Source organism: Delftia sp. ASV31 (assembly GCF_016428765.1).
GTDB classification, from domain to species: Bacteria; Pseudomonadota; Gammaproteobacteria; order Burkholderiales; family Burkholderiaceae_C; genus Comamonas; species Comamonas acidovorans.
This window is the reverse complement of the sequence record NZ_JAELTK010000030.1, coordinates 1-14,318: the sequence shown is the minus strand read 5'-3', so window position 1 is coordinate 14,318 and position 14,318 is coordinate 1. Positions and strand designations below refer to the sequence as shown.

Sequence of the window (14,318 nt, the reverse complement as noted above, 5' to 3'; positions counted from 1 at the left end):
ACGCAATGGCAGACACGGCCTTGAATGTCCCCGCACAGGCCGCCTATTCCCGTTTCCACCAACGGCTGCATCGTCGCTATGGCGACGAGTTGAGCCTGTTGCCGCCGGGCCCGCCCGAGCGTGCCTCCATGGAGCAGGCCCTGACGGCGCTGCTGGAGCGCGGGCTGGACCTGTCGGCCGCGCTGCGCGTGCTGCGCCAGCTGGTCATGGAGCGCACCATGGTGCTCGACTGCGAGCAGCAGGCGCCGCTGGCCGTGGTCACGCGGGCCGTTACCGAGCTGGCCGAGCTGGCGCTGGAGCGCGCCTGCATCCAGGTGCGCGCCGAACTCGATGCGCGCCATGGCGCACCGCAAGGCCCCGAGGGCCGGCCCGTGCAGCTGTGGATCATCGGCATGGGCAAGCTGGGCGCGCGCGAGCTCAATGTCTCCAGCGACATCGACCTGATCTACGTCTACGAGCAGGACGGCGACACGGCCGGCCTGCCTGACGGGCGCGGCGTTCTCTCCAACCATGAGTACTTCGCGCGCGTTGTCAAAGGCATCTATGGCCTGATCGGCGACACCACCGAGCACGGATTCGTGTTCCGAGTGGACCTGGCGCTGCGGCCCAACGGCAACTCGGGGCCGTCGGCTGTCTCGCTGGCCTCGCTGGAAGAGTATCTGCAGACCCATGGCCGCGAATGGGAGCGCTTCGCCTGGCTCAAGAGCCGGGTGGTGGCGCCCATGGACAGCGTGCGCTCCACGCAGGTGCAGGCGCTGCGCGCCGTGGTCCTGCCCTTCGTCTTTCGCCGCTATCTGGATTACGCGGTCTTCGATGCGCTGCGTTCGCTGCACCGCCAGATCCGCGAGCATGCGGCGCGGCGCAGCGCGGGGCATCCCGGCCGCTCCAATGACGTCAAGCTCTCGCGCGGCGGTATCCGCGAGATCGAATTCACCGTGCAATTGCTGCAGGTGGTGCGTGGTGGCCAGTTCCCCGAGCTGCGCTGCCGCCCCACGCTGGAGGCGCTGGGGCGCCTGGCGCGCGCCGGCCTCATGAGCCAGGAAGTGGCCGACGCCCTGGGCGCGGCCTATACCTTTTTGCGCCGTGTCGAGCACCGCATCCAGTACCTGGACGACCAGCAGACCCATGTGCTGCCCACGCGCGATGACGACCTCGAGTGGATTGCGCGCACCATGGGCTTTGCCGATACCTGCGCCTTCCTGCACCAGTTCGACGCCCACCGCGAAAAGGTGGCCGAGGAGTTCGACACCCTGCTCGGCGGCTCGGCCCCGCCGCAATGCAGCGCGGGCCGATGCAACGGCGCCCGCAGCCCTGCCCAGGGCGGAACGCCGCGCGAGATCGATGGACTCATGGAGCAGCTGCCGCCCGCCCTGGCCGCCCACGTGGCCGACTGGCGCGGCAACGCCCGCATCGCCAACCTGCGCGACGAGGCGCGCAGCCGGCTGTTCCGCCTTGTGCAGCGCACGGCGCAATGGGTGGCCGAGCGCAGCGTGCCCGAAGACGCCGCAGTGCGCTTTCTGAACTGGCTGGAGCCGCTGCTGCGCCGCGAAAGCTATCTGGCCCTGCTGCTGGAGCGCCCTGCCGTGCACGAGCGGCTGCTGGACCTGCTGGGCGCGGCGCGCTGGCCCGCGCGCTACCTGCAGCAGCACCCGGGCGTGATCGACGAACTGGCCAACGACGCCATGCTGGGCGAGCGCTTCTCTCCCATGGATTTCGAGCATGAGCTGGCCCTGCGCCTGGCCGCGCTGCAGACCACGGGCGAGGACGACGACGAAACCCTGCTGAACCTGCTGCGCCGCGCCCACCATGCCGAGGTCTTTCGCACGCTGGCGCGTGATATCGAGGGCCGCATCACGGTCGAGCAGGTGGCGGACGACCTCAGTGCGCTGGCCGACTGCGTGCTGCGCGTGACGGCCAGCTGGTGCTGGAGCCGGCTCAAGAACCGCCACCGCGAGTCGCCGCAGTTCGCCATCATTGGCTACGGCAAGCTCGGCGGCAAGGAGCTGGGCTACGGCAGCGACCTGGACATCGTCTTCGTCTTCGATGACGACGACGAGCACGCCTCCGAGATCTATGCCGCCTTTGTGCGCAAGCTCATCAACTGGCTGGCCGTCAAGACGGGCGAGGGCGATCTGTTCGAGATCGACACCGCGCTGCGCCCCAACGGCAACTCCGGCCTGCTGGTGACCAGCTTTGCCTCCTATGCCAACTACCAGCAGCAGCGCGGCAGCAACACGGCATGGACCTGGGAGCACCAGGCCATGACGCGGGCGCGCTTCGTGCTGGGCAGCGACGATCTGCAGGCCCGCTTCGACGCCGTGCGCGAGGCCGTGATCACCGCGCCGCGCGACGCTGCGGCCCTGCGCGACGAGATCGTGGCCATGCGCGAACGTGTGCGCAGTGCGCATCCGGTGCGCGGCGGCCTTTTCGACGTCAAGCACAGCCCCGGTGGCATGGTCGATGTGGAGTTCGCTGTCCAGTACCTGGTTCTCTCGCAATCGGCCCTGCATCCGGGGCTGATGGCCAATCTGGGCAACATCGCGCTGCTGCAGCGTGCGGAAGAGGCGGGCCTGCTGCCTGCAGGCGTGGGCCAGCAGGCCGCCCGGGCCTACCGTGAACTGCGCCGCCTGCAGCACGTGGCGCGGCTGGACGAGCGGACGGCCCAATTGGTGCCGGGCCAGGCCGAGCCGCTCAGTGCGCCGGTCAAGGCCCTGTGGGAAGCGGTTTTCACGGGGGCCGCTCTGGTGTGAGGATGCTGGGAGGGAAGGTGGTCGGCCCTGGCCGACGCCGTCCCGTCAGCATCCATCGAACACGGCCTACAGCAGAATGACGCTCCTCGTCAAAATGTTACATTTTTCCCCCCCCCGACCCCTGGAACTTCTGCAAAAGTAGCTCATCTATTGGACAGGTTGACGAGAGAGGGTATCCAGACCGAATTTCACGTTGCGAAGCCTCTGGGGCCACAGTCCTGAACTGTTCCGCCCGAAGCGCTTCTCCTCCCTCCCTCTCTTTATTCGTTTCGGGATGCTTCGCAACTTTTTTATGCCAGCAAAAAGGCCACCCATAGGGTGGCCTTTTTTGTTGCCGCTGCAGCTGCAGTTGTCGTTGCGGGGGTGACCCGTTTTCAGGGCTGGGGCGGGCGTGTGGCTGCAAAGCTGGCGCGCTCCGCCAGCTTGGCCTGCAAGGTGGCCAGATTGGGGTGGTCGGCGCGCCAGTCCAGCTCGGGAAAGCGAAAGTCCAGCCAGCCCAGGGCACAGCCCACGCACACGTCGGCCAGGGTGAAGTGGATGCCGCAGCAATAGGGCTTGTCGCCCAGGCCCTGGGACATCACGTTCAGTGCGGCGCGCACCTTGGCCAGCTGGCGGTCTATCCAGGCCTGGCAACGCTGCTCTTCGCTGCGGCCATCCCAGGTGGCTTCGAGGCGGGCCAGGGCTCCGGCGTCCAGCACGCCATCGGCCAGGGCTTCCCAGGTCTTGATCTCGGCACGCTCGCGGCCTGTGCCGGGGATCAGCTTGCCTACCGGGGAAAGTGTGTCCAGATATTCGACGATCACGCGCGAGTCGAACATGGCATCGCTGCCGTCCATGACCAGGCGCGGCACCTTGCCCAGCGGATTGCCGGTGCCCGGCGACAGCTCGCGGCTCCAGGGGTTTTCCTCGACGAACTGATAGTCGAGCCTTTTCTCGGCCAGTACGACGCGTACCTTGCGTACGTAGGCGCTGGTGGAGGAACCTATCAGTTTCATGGCTGTTTTCCGTGGCGAAGAGGCGGCCCATGGGCGGGCAGCCGATTCTATGCGCTGCCCGGCGATCTCCCCCTACAGCCCCCGTTTTTGCCGCGCGCACCTACAATCACGGCCCATGAATCTGCCGCACATCTCCGCCCTGTCCCCGCTCGACGGCCGCTACGCCGCCAAACTGTCTCCTCTGCGCCCGATCATGAGCGAGATGGGATACATGCACCGCCGCGTGCAGGTGGAGGTGACCTGGTTCATCGCCCTGTCGGACGCCGGCTTTGCCGAGTTCAAGCCCCTGACCGAAGGCGCCCGCGTCTATCTGCAGGATCTGGTGAAGAACTTCTCCGAGGCCGATGCCGTGGCCATCAAGGACATCGAAAAGACCACCAACCACGACGTCAAGGCCGTGGAGTACTGGATCAAGGGCAAGTTCGACGGCCGTCCCGAACTGCTCAAGGCCGCCGAATTCGTGCATTTCGCCTGCACCAGCGAAGACATCAACAACACCAGCCATGCGCTGCAACTGCGCGCCGGTCGTGACAGCGTGCTGCTGCTGGCCTTGGCGGGCATCACTGCCAAGCTGCGCGAGATGGCCCACGCCTACGCGGCCGTGCCCATGCTCAGCCGCACGCACGGCCAGACCGCCAGCCCCACCACCGTGGGCAAGGAAATCGCCAACGTGCTGGTGCGTCTGGAAAAGGCCGCTGCCCGCATCGCCGAGGTCAAGCTCCTGGCCAAGATGAATGGCGCCGTCGGCAACTACAACGCCCATCTGTCGGCCTGGCCCGAGTTCGACTGGGAAGCCTTCAGCAAGAAGGTGATCGAGTCGCCCGAGCCCCAGGGCCTGGGCCTGAGCTTCCAGCCCTACTCGATCCAGATCGAGCCGCATGACTACATGGCCGAGCTGTTCGACGCCATCGCGCGCGCCAACACCATCCTCATCGACTTCTCGCGCGATGTCTGGGGCTATGTGTCCCTGGGCTACTTCAAGCAGCGCCTGAAGGCCGGCGAGATCGGCTCGTCCACCATGCCGCACAAGGTCAACCCCATCGACTTCGAGAATGCCGAAGGCAATCTGGGCCTGGCCAACGCACTGCTCAAGCACCTGGCCGAAAAGCTGCCCATCTCGCGCTGGCAGCGCGACCTGACCGACTCCACCGTGCTGCGCAACATCGGCGTGGCCATGGGCTATGCCACGCTGGCCTACAGCTCGCTGATGACGGGCCTGAACAAGCTCGAACTCAACGAAGAGCGCCTGCAGGAAGACCTGGATCACGCCTGGGAAGTCCTGGCCGAGCCCATCCAGACCGTCATGCGCCGCTACGGCGTGCAGGGCGCCTACGAAAAGCTCAAGGAAGTCACGCGCGGCAAGACCGTGCAGGCCGAAGACCTGCACCGCCTGATCAACGGCCTGGAAATCCCCCAGGCCGACAAGGACCGCCTGCTGGCCATGACGCCTGCCTCCTATGTGGGCAAGGCGGCCGAGCTGGCCCGCCGTGTCTAATCCATCCTTTGCCGCGCCATGAAGGGCGCGCTTCAACCATTCAGGGCTGCCGATGCAAGCACAGGCTTGCTGCGGCAGCTCTTGTTTTTGATAGGTTCTGTCTCATGGCCCTCAAATCCACCATCTTCAAGGCGAACCTGTCCATCGCCGACATCGACCACGGCTACTACGCCGACCATGCGCTGACCCTGGCGCGCCATCCCAGCGAGACGGACGAACGCATGATGGTGCGCCTGGTGGCCCTGGCCCTCAACGCACACCAGCTCAATGACATGTGCAAGGGCGACGGCACGCTGGCGTTTGGGGCAGGCCTGTCCGATCCTGAAGACCCCGATGTCTCGCTGACCGACTTCACAGGAGCCAAGCGCCTGTGGATCGAGGTCGGCCAGCCCGAGGAAAAGCCCATCGCCAAGGCCTGCAACAAGTCCGATGCGGTGGTGCTCTACGCCTTCCACCATGCGGCCGAGGTCTGGTGGAAGGGCCTGGAGGGCAAGCTGGCGCGGCTGAACAAGCTGCAGGTCTGGCGCATTCCCTCCGAAACATCCCAATCCCTGGCGGAACTGGCCGAGCGCAGCATGCAGCTGCAGGCCACCATCCAGGAAGGCGCGCTGACGCTCAGCAGCAACCTGGGCACGGTCTTCGTCGAGCCGCTGCGCTGGAAGTAAACGGGCTCCCGCTCAAGTCCACGTTTCAACCCGGCAACTGCATCCGGACGGCCTGGGCGAAGGACTCCACGGTCCAGCCCGCGCCCAACAGCATGCGGCGCGTGGACAGGCGGTCCATGACATCGTCCGGCACATTGCGGCCCAGATGGATGAGCGACTTGCTGTCCGCAATGCCCACATATCGGCCGTCATAGCTTCGCGCCAGATGGTTCCACAGGCCGTGGGCGCCCGGCGACTGGCGTGCGCCGCTGACCAGGCAGGTGCCTTTGTCCAGCACGCTGCGATACACGGCGCTGGCAATGCCGCGCCGCTGGTAGTCCGGAGCAAAGCGCGAATGCGGCGAGCGCACGCGGCGGTCGGTGCGCTTGTCCACCTCGACCAGGCGATTGAACACCGTGTAGCCGGCCAGGCAGCGCCGCTCCATGTCTTCCACGTAGGCAAACCATTCGCCGTCGGCTTCACGCCAGTGCAGCTGGAACTGCGGGTCGTGCAACGGGCGGCGCTCCAGGCCATGGAGCTTGTTGCCGGGCTGGTACAGGCGCTCGTGAATGGCTTCGAGCTCGCCCTCCACCAGCGGCTGCATCACGTCGATGCGCAGCTCGGTGACGTGGCGTGGCGCGCAGCGGGGCAGGGCGCGCCGCGCCACGGTATCGCTCAGATGGCGCAAGAGCGTGGAAAAAGAGGTGTCGGCAAAAGAGGGCCCGGCTGGGGCAAGGGCTAGACAGGTCACGGCAGGGCTCGCTTCGTCGGCTGGCCGTCGGCTGGCCTTGAGGCCGGGCAGACGCGTGAAAATCCAACCGCCTTCAGCCTAGGGATGAAGGCGGCGCAAGAAGAGCGGATTCAGTGAAGCGACGCTGCCCGGTTCCGCGCAGGGCAGCGCATCAAGACCGTGCGGCCTGTCGGGGGCCGATGTTCAGCCGTGCCGCATCACGCTCGCGCAGGCGCGTGGCCGTGGCGGGCCAGGCCTTGCCGGCCGGCACGCGCGTCTCGCCCGCATCACGTGCCGTGAGGCGCAAGCAAAGGCGGAGGTGGCTGGGGCGGTAAGCGGCGGTCTGCAGCATGGCGGCCGATGTTAGGCCGTCTGCAACATCGCACTGGTCCGGTGCGGTATCCGGCAGATCAGCCGGCAATCAACCAGCAATCAGCCAGAGTCACGCGATGTGTCCGTGCGCTCGGCCGCACGTTCTGCATAGCGGGTGAAACGCCAGGAGTCGCCCTCTGCCGTGATCCTGCGCCAGACCATCCGCTTTTGTGCCGGCTCCATCGCGGTCCACAGCTGCACTTCATCAAAGCTGCGGCCGCAGCCCTTGCATCTTTCGTCGCCCTGGCTGGTGGAGCAGATGGCGATGCAGGGCGTATCGGGCGTGGTGTCGTACCAGGCCAGCCAGGCCGCCATGGCGTGCGAGGGAAAGCCCTCAACCTGTACTTCGCTCTCATGCCAGAAGATCATCAGCGCGTACACCTCGGCCAGGGCCCGTACTTCGGGCTGCAGCAGCACGCCGTCCGGGGACGGATGGCGCTCACGCCAGTAGTTGATGGCGGCTTCGATGTCGGTGATGTGCAGTGCGGTCATGGACGGTCAGGGGGAAGGGACAGCGATGATAAGACGCCTGCCCGCGCGTGGCCGGGCATGGCTGCAACACTCCGTTGGCTCAAGGGTTGCTATGGATAGTGAAGCATTCGAGGTAGGCAGATAAATGGTCTGGGGGATGCGCGACTTGCGCTTCCCGTGGAAATGAAGGGTTTTTTCACTTGCGTGCCGTGGCGGCTTTGTGTTGCAATCCACAGGTTCGAAGGGGAGTAGCTCTCTGCCGGCGGGGGTGGTTTTTGCAAAGCCACCGTGCCGGCATCGGAATGGTCGTCAATACGAAGCGCAAGCTTCCGGCCTTCCGGGTTGCGGTGCATACCGCAGCCGAGCAAGACCTTTGATGGACCTGATGACGGTCGATCAATGTGTTCTCCCCTGAGCCAGGCATGTCCTTGCCCGGGTAGGCGCTGCGGCGTTGCATCGGTCTTTCTGTGCCGGTGGGTGTTTCTCCAGGAGGGAGGAGTTCTCGCCGGCCTTACTCAACAGCGAGGACCTTATGGACTTGGACTTTCTGACTCACGCCCCGTTCTGGGTGGCCCTGGGCCAAATCATCATCATCGACATCCTGCTGGGCGGCGACAACGCGGTCGTGATCGCGCTGGCCTGCCGCAAGCTGCCGCCCGAGCAACGCAAGAAGGGCATCATCTGGGGCACGGCGGGTGCCATCATCCTGCGCGTCATCCTGATCGCCTTCGCGATGACATTGCTGGCGCTGCCCTTCCTGAAGTTCGTCGGCGCACTGCTGCTGGTGTGGATCGGCATCAAGCTGATTGCTCCTGATGAAGACGGCCACGACAACATTCAGGGCAGCGACAAGCTGCTGGCCGCCATCAAGACCATCATCGTTGCCGACCTGGTGATGAGCGTGGACAACGTGATCGCCATCGCTGGCGCTGCCCAGAGCTCGGGCGAGCACCAGATGCTGCTGGTCGTGCTGGGCCTGTTGATCTCCATCCCCATCATCGTCTGGGGCTCGCAGCTCGTGATCAAGCTGATGGAGCGCTTCCCCATCATCATCGTGGCCGGCGGCATGCTGCTGGGCTGGATTGCCGGCGGCATGCTGGTCACCGACCCCGTCTTCGCCAATACGGAGAAGTGGGACTGGATGGTCAAGCTGCCCCAGACCGACATGCTCAAGTACGGTGCCAGCGTGTTCGGGGCCCTGCTGGTGCTGGCACTGGGCAAGTACATCGCTTCGCGCCGCCCTGCTCCCAAGGCCGGCGCCCACGGAGCCTGATCCGCTGAAAAGTTGAGGTGGGCGCCGGGTTGGCCCGATGGGCCGCCCGCGCCGATTCGCGACAATCCATGGCAAGGGCGGCCCCGGCCGCCTGCCTCTCCCACTCCCGCAAACCCAGTTCGACAAGGACTTGCTTTGAACCCCATCATCGTCTACGTGGATGACGCTTCCTACGCTCTGCCTCTGGTACAGGCCCTGGCCGCCTCGCCGCAGGCCCAGGCCTCGCACTGGCTGCTGGTGGCCTGCGCGCCGCGCATTACCCACCGGGTCAGCAAATGGGTGAGCCACAGTGCGCGCGAAAGCTGGCGCGGCAAGTGGGCGGACAAGCTGTTCGCCCAATTGCTGCCGGTGTTCGGTGACAGCGCTGGCAGGATCACGCCGGTGCTGGCCAAGGGCCCGCTGGCCGAACTGGTGGCCCAGCTCCAGCAGGAGCACGGCACGGCCCAGATCGTCGATGCACGCCGCCCCAAGCAGGAAGCCACGGCTCCCGCCGTGGCGCCTGCCGCCCCGCTGGGCCGGCGCTGGAATCTTCCGGGAACGCTGGCGGCCATCGGCGCGCTGATGGGACTGGTGTTCGAGGAAGCGATGATCTAAAGGCTGGCGTCTGCCTGGCCGCTCTGATCAGGCGATCACTTTCAGGACGGCATCCCGAAAAACGGGATGCCGTTTTTCATGGGGTTCTCCGGTCCACGGTTTCCAGTGCGCCGCCTCAACCCGGATCTGCCGGCTGCTGCTATGCTGCCCGCATGAAAATCCTGATCAAATGGCTGCTCAGCGCCGGTGCCCTGCTGGTCGTGGCCTATCTTTATGGTGGCGTGCAGGTCAACAGCTTCAGCTCGGCCATGATCGCGGCGCTGGTCATCGGCCTGCTCAATGCGGTGCTGCGCCCCATCCTCGTGGTGCTGACGCTGCCCGTGACCATCGTGACGGTCGGGCTGTTTCTCTTCGTGGTCAACGGACTGATGTTCTGGGCAGCCTCGGGCCTGCTCAGCGGCTTCCACGTCGCGGGCTTCTGGGCGGCCATGCTGGGCGCGCTCATCTACTCGCTGCTGGGCCTGGCCATCGAATCACTTCTCGCGCGCCTGTTCCCTTAGCAGCTCCTCCACGGCACGCAGTCGCGTGTCCACGATGGAGGCTTCAATGAAATCCACCTTGGGCCCGCCCTTGCGGGCCAGGTCCTGCGCGGCCTTGAAACGGTCCACTGCCGCCGCGTAGTCGTAGTGCGCGACCTGGGCCTCGGCCTCGGCGCGCAGCGCGCGCAACTCCTGGCCCTGGGCGCGCTGCACCTGGGCCAGCAACTGCCAGGCGCTGGCATCACGCGGGTGGTCCGTCACCCAGGTCTGCAGCGGGCCTGCCATGCTGGAGGCGCCCTGCTCGCGCAGCAGGATCTGGGTGCGCATCAGCAATTCCGGCCTGCGCACGGCGCGGTTTTCGACCACATTGACGGTGGCCAGGCTGGGGCCGCTCTCCGTTGTCTTGGCGGGGATGGATTCCGTGGGATTGGCCTGGGCAGGCGCAGCTGCCGGCAGGTAGAGCGGTGGCAACGCCTGCAACGCGGCGCCGGGCTTGCCGGCCGTCAGCTCCATTTCGGCCTGCAGCAGCCTGGCCTGCCGCTGGGCGCCGGCATCTGCGGCGGTTGCCACTTGAAGCCGCCCGGACATTTCCCGCGCTTCGGCCCAATCGCGCAATTGCACGGCGCTCAGCGTGGCGGCATATAGCTGCGCCACCTGCTGGGTTTGGGTTTGGCTGCCAAAGCTGGTGGAGCGCGGCTGCTCGGCCCACTGGCGCAGCACATCCACGCCGGGGCGCGACAGCACGCGGGCCCGTGCGGCCATCATCACGTGTTCCAGGGATGGTGCTGGCGCAGGCGCAACGCCACGCGGCAGGCGCGAATGCATGTCGGCCATGCGTTCCGTGGTCAGCGGATGGCTGCGCAGATAGGGCCAGCTGCCGTTGTCATTCAGGCGGTTGGCCTGCTGCAGCTTGTCGAACATGGTCACAAAGCCCTGTGGCGCGAACCCTGCCGGCGCCATCAGCCCGTAGCCCATGCGGTCGGCCTCGCGCTCCATGTCGCGCGAAAAATTCAACTGGTTCTGCACGGCCAGCGCCTGGCCGCCCATCATCATGGCCATGGCGGCATCGGGGCTGCGGCTGGCGGCCAGGGCGCCCAGAATCATCGAGCCGATCATCAGCGGCGTCTGCTTGCCCTGTTGGGCAATGAGCCGCGCAATGTGCCGCTGCGTGACGTGGCTCAGCTCGTGTGCCAGCACCGATGCGAGCTCGTCGCGTGTGCTGACCACGCCTATCAGGCCCAGGTGAACCCCCAGATAGCCGCCGGGCAGCGCAAAGGCGTTGACCGATCGGTCCCGCCCCAGCAGGATCTCCCAGGCAAAGCGCTCTTCCAGCTCATCCGACAGTTCGCCGCGCGTGCGTGCCGCATCGACCAAGTGCTGCCAGATGCCTTCCACATATTCCTGCAGTACCGCATCGTCGATGTAGTCCGGATCGCGGTACAGCGAGCGGATGATGCGGTCACCCAGGCGCCGCTCGTCACTGGTCGTCGTGGCCGCGCCATCGCCCAGCGTGGGCAGGCGCAATTGGGCCTGTGCCGGTGTATGCGTTGCGATGGTGAGAGAGGCCGCCAGCAACTGCAGGCCGACGGCGATACGTGTCTTCAGGCGTGATGGGCGCATGGGCAGGTAAGAACCAAGGGGCCGGGCCCGTGCATCGGCACGGGGCGGTGAAACACCCCACTATGATGCCTCGGTTCGCCGAACGTTCACGGCAGGACTGACCAGCGTGTCAGGACTGCCGTAGACCGGCCCGTGCATTTTTTGGAGTTGCCATGTCTTCCCTCACCCATTTCGACGCCCAGGGCCAGGCCCACATGGTCGACGTCGGCGCCAAGCCGGCAACCCACCGCATCGCGGTCGCCGAAGGCCGCATCACCATGCAGCCCGCCACCCTGGCCATCATCCAGAGCGGCACCGCCAAGAAGGGCGACGTGCTGGGCATCGCGCGCATCGCCGGCATCATGGCCGCCAAGAAGACCAGTGACCTGATTCCGCTGTGCCATCCGCTGGCGTTGACGCGGGTGGCGGTGGATTTCGAACTGTTGCCCGAAACGTCGTCCGTCCGCTGTCTTGCCACTGTCGAGACCGTTGGTCCGACCGGGGTGGAGATGGAGGCGCTCACAGCCGTGCAGGTGGCCTTGCTCACGGTCTATGACATGTGCAAGGCGGTGGACAAGGGCATGGTGATGGAGGGAATCAAGGTGCTGGAGAAGCACGGAGGCAAGACGGGGAGCTTTGTGGCGCAGTAGCGTCTGTCGTGCGATTGCCGGTACCAGGGAAAGAGCGGCCGGTTCACAATAACTGCTGGAAGGTCGCGGGACGTCCGTGACAGAGAACGACAAGAAATCAGAGGGAAACACCAATGCATGCTGGCAACCCGGGGGCCCTTGCGCGCCTCAAGGAAAAGATCTCCCATGGCTCCGTGCGCGTGGGTATCTATGGGCTGGGCTATGTGGGCCTGCCTCTGGCCCTTCGCTTCGCCGAGGTTGGCGTCAAGGTGGTGGGCTTTGATATTGATGAAGCGAAGGTCCGTACGCTGGGCGAAGGCGGCAGCTATATAGAGCGAATCACTCCCGAGCAGATCAGACGTGCGCTGGAACAGGGATTCGAGGCCACCACTGACTTTGCACGGACAGAAGCAATCGATGCTCTGATCATCTGCGTGCCCACGCCCCTGAATGTTCACCGCGAGCCCGACCTGAGCTTCATCATCAACACGGTGGAGGCGGCGCTGCCTCACATGCGCGAAGGTCAGTTGCTGAGCCTGGAGAGCACAACCTGGCCCGGCACGACGGACGAAGTGCTGGCACCGCGCCTGCGCAGCCGTGGACTGGAGCCTGGCGCCAGTTGCGCTCTGGTGTTCTCTCCGGAGCGCGAAGACCCTGGCAATCCGCATTACGGCACCAAGGACATCCCCAAGGTGATCGGAGGGTGCACTGCCAGCTGCCTGGAACTGGGCATGGCGCTGTACCAACATGCCATCCAGACCATGGTGCCCGTCAGCAGTACCAAGGCGGCTGAAATGACCAAGCTGCTGGAGAACATCCACCGCAGCGTCAACATCGGCCTGGTGAACGAGATGAAGATCGTGGCCGACAAGATGGGCATCAACATCCATGAAGTCATCGATGCAGCTGCCACCAAGCCCTTCGGCTTTGTTCCCTATCGACCCGGCCCCGGCCTCGGCGGCCACTGCATTCCCATCGATCCCTTCTATCTGACATGGAAGGCGCGTGAATATGGCGTAAATACGCGCTTCATTGAACTGGCCGGTGAAATCAACCACTATATGCCGCACTGGGTGGTGGGCAAGGTCGCCGATGCACTCAATGAACGGGGCAAGGCCGTCAAGGGGAGCCGTATATTGGTGCTGGGGCTGGCCTACAAGAAGAATATTGATGACACACGGGAATCCCCAGCTGTGGAGATCATGGATCTGTTGCAGGCAAAGGGGGCGGATATAGATTACAGCGATCCGCATGTGCCGGTGTTTCCTCATAAGCGGGATTACCATTTTGACCTGAGGTCTGTTCCGCTGAATGAGGAATCAGTGGATCGCTATGACTGTGTGGTCCTGGCCACGGACCATGACGCGTTTGATTATGCGCTACTGGCCAGCAAGGCGAAGATATTTGTGGATACACGTGGGCGAATGCAAGGTGGATTCAATGTCATTGCTGCTTGAATCGTTGTTGTTATCGCACCGTTCTCCGGATGTTCCTCGAATTTCGGTGAATATGTGGGAGATGTTAATTAATATTTCAACCGAAATTACCCAAGAATCGACGTTCCTGTGCGACGAACGATGATCCAATAAAGGAGGGGCCATGGATAGTTCCAATTACAGGCCTGACATTGAGGGAATGCGGGCGGTCGCCATCATCCTTGTCGTTCTGTCTCATCTTTCCATCGATGGATTCTTCGCGGGGTTTATCGGGGTGGACGTTTTTTTTGTGATCTCTGGTTACCTGATAACTGGAGTGTTGGTGCGGGAATATGAATCTTCTGCAAAGATAGAACTGCTCCGTTTCTTCTCCAATCGTATGCGCAGGCTTCTGCCCGCGCTGATGCTGGTTATATTGGTCGCTGGTGCTGTTGTTTATAATATTGAGCCTGAAACAACGCATCTAAGTCAAAGTATGGCGGCCGCAATGGCCGTTGCATGGATGAGTAATATATATTTTGCATTTTCTGATGCAAATTATTTCTCGTCGGAATCTGGCGAGAATGCATTCCTCCATACATGGTCTCTGGGTGTGGAAGAGCAGTTCTACATTGTCTGGCCTTTGATAATTCTGACGTATTTCAAGCTGCATAGAAAATACTTAAAGGTAACTGCACTGGTTCCTTTGTTTTCGATTATTGCGATCTTGTCATTGCTGGCTTGCATATTAATATCGCAGTTCAATTCCATATTTTCTTTTTACATGATGCCAACCCTGTCTCTTATACACATCTAAAAAGGGGGGGGGGGGGGGGGGGGGGGGGGGGGGGGGGGGGGGGGGGGGGGGGGGG

General features: G+C 64.1%; 14 protein-coding genes. 9 read left to right on the top strand and 5 right to left on the bottom strand.

The annotated features are described in order from the left end of the window. The first annotated feature begins 5 nt into the window (after positions 1–5). The gene (gene glnE, locus JHD82_RS13000; protein WP_141830870.1) at positions 6–2,750 is read left to right on the top strand and encodes a bifunctional [glutamate--ammonia ligase]-adenylyl-L-tyrosine phosphorylase/[glutamate--ammonia-ligase] adenylyltransferase; all 2,745 of its coding nucleotides are present in this window, start codon (positions 6–8) and stop codon (positions 2,748–2,750) included. A gap of 374 nt (positions 2,751–3,124) precedes the next feature. On the opposite strand, the gene JHD82_RS12995 is transcribed toward glnE, so the two are convergent. Continuing rightward, on the bottom strand, positions 3,125–3,745 hold the full coding sequence (locus JHD82_RS12995; RefSeq protein ID WP_013804599.1) for a glutathione S-transferase family protein: 621 nt from the start codon (positions 3,743–3,745) through the stop codon (positions 3,125–3,127). A 115-nt stretch (positions 3,746–3,860) separates the two neighbouring features. Here JHD82_RS12995 and purB point away from each other — a divergent pair, with 115 nt between their 5' ends. Continuing rightward, entirely contained in the window at positions 3,861–5,240 is a 1,380-nt protein-coding gene (gene purB, locus JHD82_RS12990; RefSeq protein ID WP_199136839.1) for an adenylosuccinate lyase, read from the top strand. Between the two features lie 104 nt (positions 5,241–5,344). Continuing rightward, entirely contained in the window at positions 5,345–5,905 is a 561-nt protein-coding gene (locus JHD82_RS12985; RefSeq protein ID WP_199136837.1) for a YaeQ family protein, read from the top strand. A 25-nt stretch (positions 5,906–5,930) separates the two neighbouring features. Here the strand turns inward: JHD82_RS12985 and JHD82_RS12980 are convergent, their stop codons facing one another. The 3 genes from JHD82_RS12980 to JHD82_RS12970 all read right to left on the bottom strand — a co-directional run bounded on the left by JHD82_RS12980 (position 5,931) and on the right by JHD82_RS12970 (position 7,478). Further along, positions 5,931–6,635, bottom strand: a complete 705-nt coding sequence (locus JHD82_RS12980) for an N-acetyltransferase (RefSeq protein WP_199136836.1) — start codon at positions 6,633–6,635, stop codon at positions 5,931–5,933. Positions 6,636–6,786: 151 nt separating this feature from the next. After that, positions 6,787–6,921, bottom strand: coding sequence for a hypothetical protein (locus tag JHD82_RS30305; RefSeq protein WP_256974509.1), 135 nt, complete (start codon positions 6,919–6,921; stop codon positions 6,787–6,789). A 125-nt stretch (positions 6,922–7,046) separates the two neighbouring features. After that, positions 7,047–7,478: a DUF3717 domain-containing protein gene (locus tag JHD82_RS12970; RefSeq protein WP_012202788.1), complete on the bottom strand. Its 432-nt coding sequence runs from the start codon at positions 7,476–7,478 to the stop codon at positions 7,047–7,049. A 511-nt stretch (positions 7,479–7,989) separates the two neighbouring features. Between JHD82_RS12970 and JHD82_RS12965 the strand changes: the two genes are divergently transcribed. From JHD82_RS12965 to JHD82_RS12955, 3 genes are all read left to right on the top strand, one after another. Further along, positions 7,990–8,730 carry a TerC family protein gene (locus JHD82_RS12965; RefSeq protein WP_012202789.1) on the top strand — a complete coding sequence of 247 codons (741 nt, stop codon included), beginning with the start codon at positions 7,990–7,992 and terminating at the stop codon, positions 8,728–8,730. Positions 8,731–8,865: 135 nt separating this feature from the next. Then, the gene (locus tag JHD82_RS12960) at positions 8,866–9,324 is read left to right on the top strand and encodes a hypothetical protein (RefSeq protein ID WP_013804594.1); all 459 of its coding nucleotides are present in this window, start codon (positions 8,866–8,868) and stop codon (positions 9,322–9,324) included. Positions 9,325–9,476: 152 nt separating this feature from the next. Next, positions 9,477–9,824: a phage holin family protein gene (locus tag JHD82_RS12955; protein WP_012202791.1), complete on the top strand. Its 348-nt coding sequence runs from the start codon at positions 9,477–9,479 to the stop codon at positions 9,822–9,824. Here the strand turns inward: JHD82_RS12955 and JHD82_RS12950 are convergent. Next, complete coding sequence (locus JHD82_RS12950) at positions 9,798–11,423, bottom strand: M48 family metalloprotease (protein WP_199136835.1); 1,626 nt, start codon at positions 11,421–11,423, stop codon at positions 9,798–9,800. The two genes, JHD82_RS12955 and JHD82_RS12950, sit on opposite strands and share 27 nt — an antisense overlap. Before the next feature lie 152 nt (positions 11,424–11,575). Here JHD82_RS12950 and moaC point away from each other — a divergent pair, with 152 nt between their 5' ends. The 3 genes from moaC (at position 11,576) to JHD82_RS30475 (ending at position 14,263) form a co-directional block, all read left to right on the top strand. Next, positions 11,576–12,052 carry a cyclic pyranopterin monophosphate synthase MoaC gene (gene moaC, locus JHD82_RS12945; protein WP_199136834.1) on the top strand — a complete coding sequence of 159 codons (477 nt, stop codon included), beginning with the start codon at positions 11,576–11,578 and terminating at the stop codon, positions 12,050–12,052. A 113-nt stretch (positions 12,053–12,165) separates the two neighbouring features. Beyond that, a complete protein-coding gene (locus JHD82_RS12940; RefSeq protein ID WP_199136833.1) occupies positions 12,166–13,488 on the top strand; it encodes a nucleotide sugar dehydrogenase in 1,323 nt (440 codons plus the stop codon). Between the two features lie 142 nt (positions 13,489–13,630). After that, on the top strand, positions 13,631–14,263 hold the full coding sequence (locus tag JHD82_RS30475) for an acyltransferase (RefSeq protein ID WP_199136832.1): 633 nt from the start codon (positions 13,631–13,633) through the stop codon (positions 14,261–14,263). Positions 14,264–14,318 lie beyond the last annotated feature (55 nt).

Excerpts from the sequence above, each read along its gene's own strand:
- glnE (WP_141830870.1), top strand. The coding sequence starts at position 6 with ATGGCAGACACGGCCTTGAATGTCCCCGCACAGGCCGCCTATTCCCGT.
- JHD82_RS12995 (WP_013804599.1), bottom strand. The coding sequence starts at position 3,745 with ATGAAACTGATAGGTTCCTCCACCAGCGCCTACGTACGCAAGGTACGC.
- purB (WP_199136839.1), top strand. The coding sequence starts at position 3,861 with ATGAATCTGCCGCACATCTCCGCCCTGTCCCCGCTCGACGGCCGCTAC.
- JHD82_RS12985 (WP_199136837.1), top strand. The coding sequence starts at position 5,345 with ATGGCCCTCAAATCCACCATCTTCAAGGCGAACCTGTCCATCGCCGAC.
- JHD82_RS12970 (WP_012202788.1), bottom strand. The coding sequence starts at position 7,478 with ATGACCGCACTGCACATCACCGACATCGAAGCCGCCATCAACTACTGG.
- JHD82_RS12965 (WP_012202789.1), top strand. The coding sequence starts at position 7,990 with ATGGACTTGGACTTTCTGACTCACGCCCCGTTCTGGGTGGCCCTGGGC.
- JHD82_RS12955 (WP_012202791.1), top strand. The coding sequence starts at position 9,477 with ATGAAAATCCTGATCAAATGGCTGCTCAGCGCCGGTGCCCTGCTGGTC.
- JHD82_RS12950 (WP_199136835.1), bottom strand. The coding sequence starts at position 11,423 with ATGCGCCCATCACGCCTGAAGACACGTATCGCCGTCGGCCTGCAGTTG.
- moaC (WP_199136834.1), top strand. The coding sequence starts at position 11,576 with ATGTCTTCCCTCACCCATTTCGACGCCCAGGGCCAGGCCCACATGGTC.
- JHD82_RS12940 (WP_199136833.1), top strand. The coding sequence starts at position 12,166 with ATGCATGCTGGCAACCCGGGGGCCCTTGCGCGCCTCAAGGAAAAGATC.
- JHD82_RS30475 (WP_199136832.1), top strand. The coding sequence starts at position 13,631 with ATGGATAGTTCCAATTACAGGCCTGACATTGAGGGAATGCGGGCGGTC.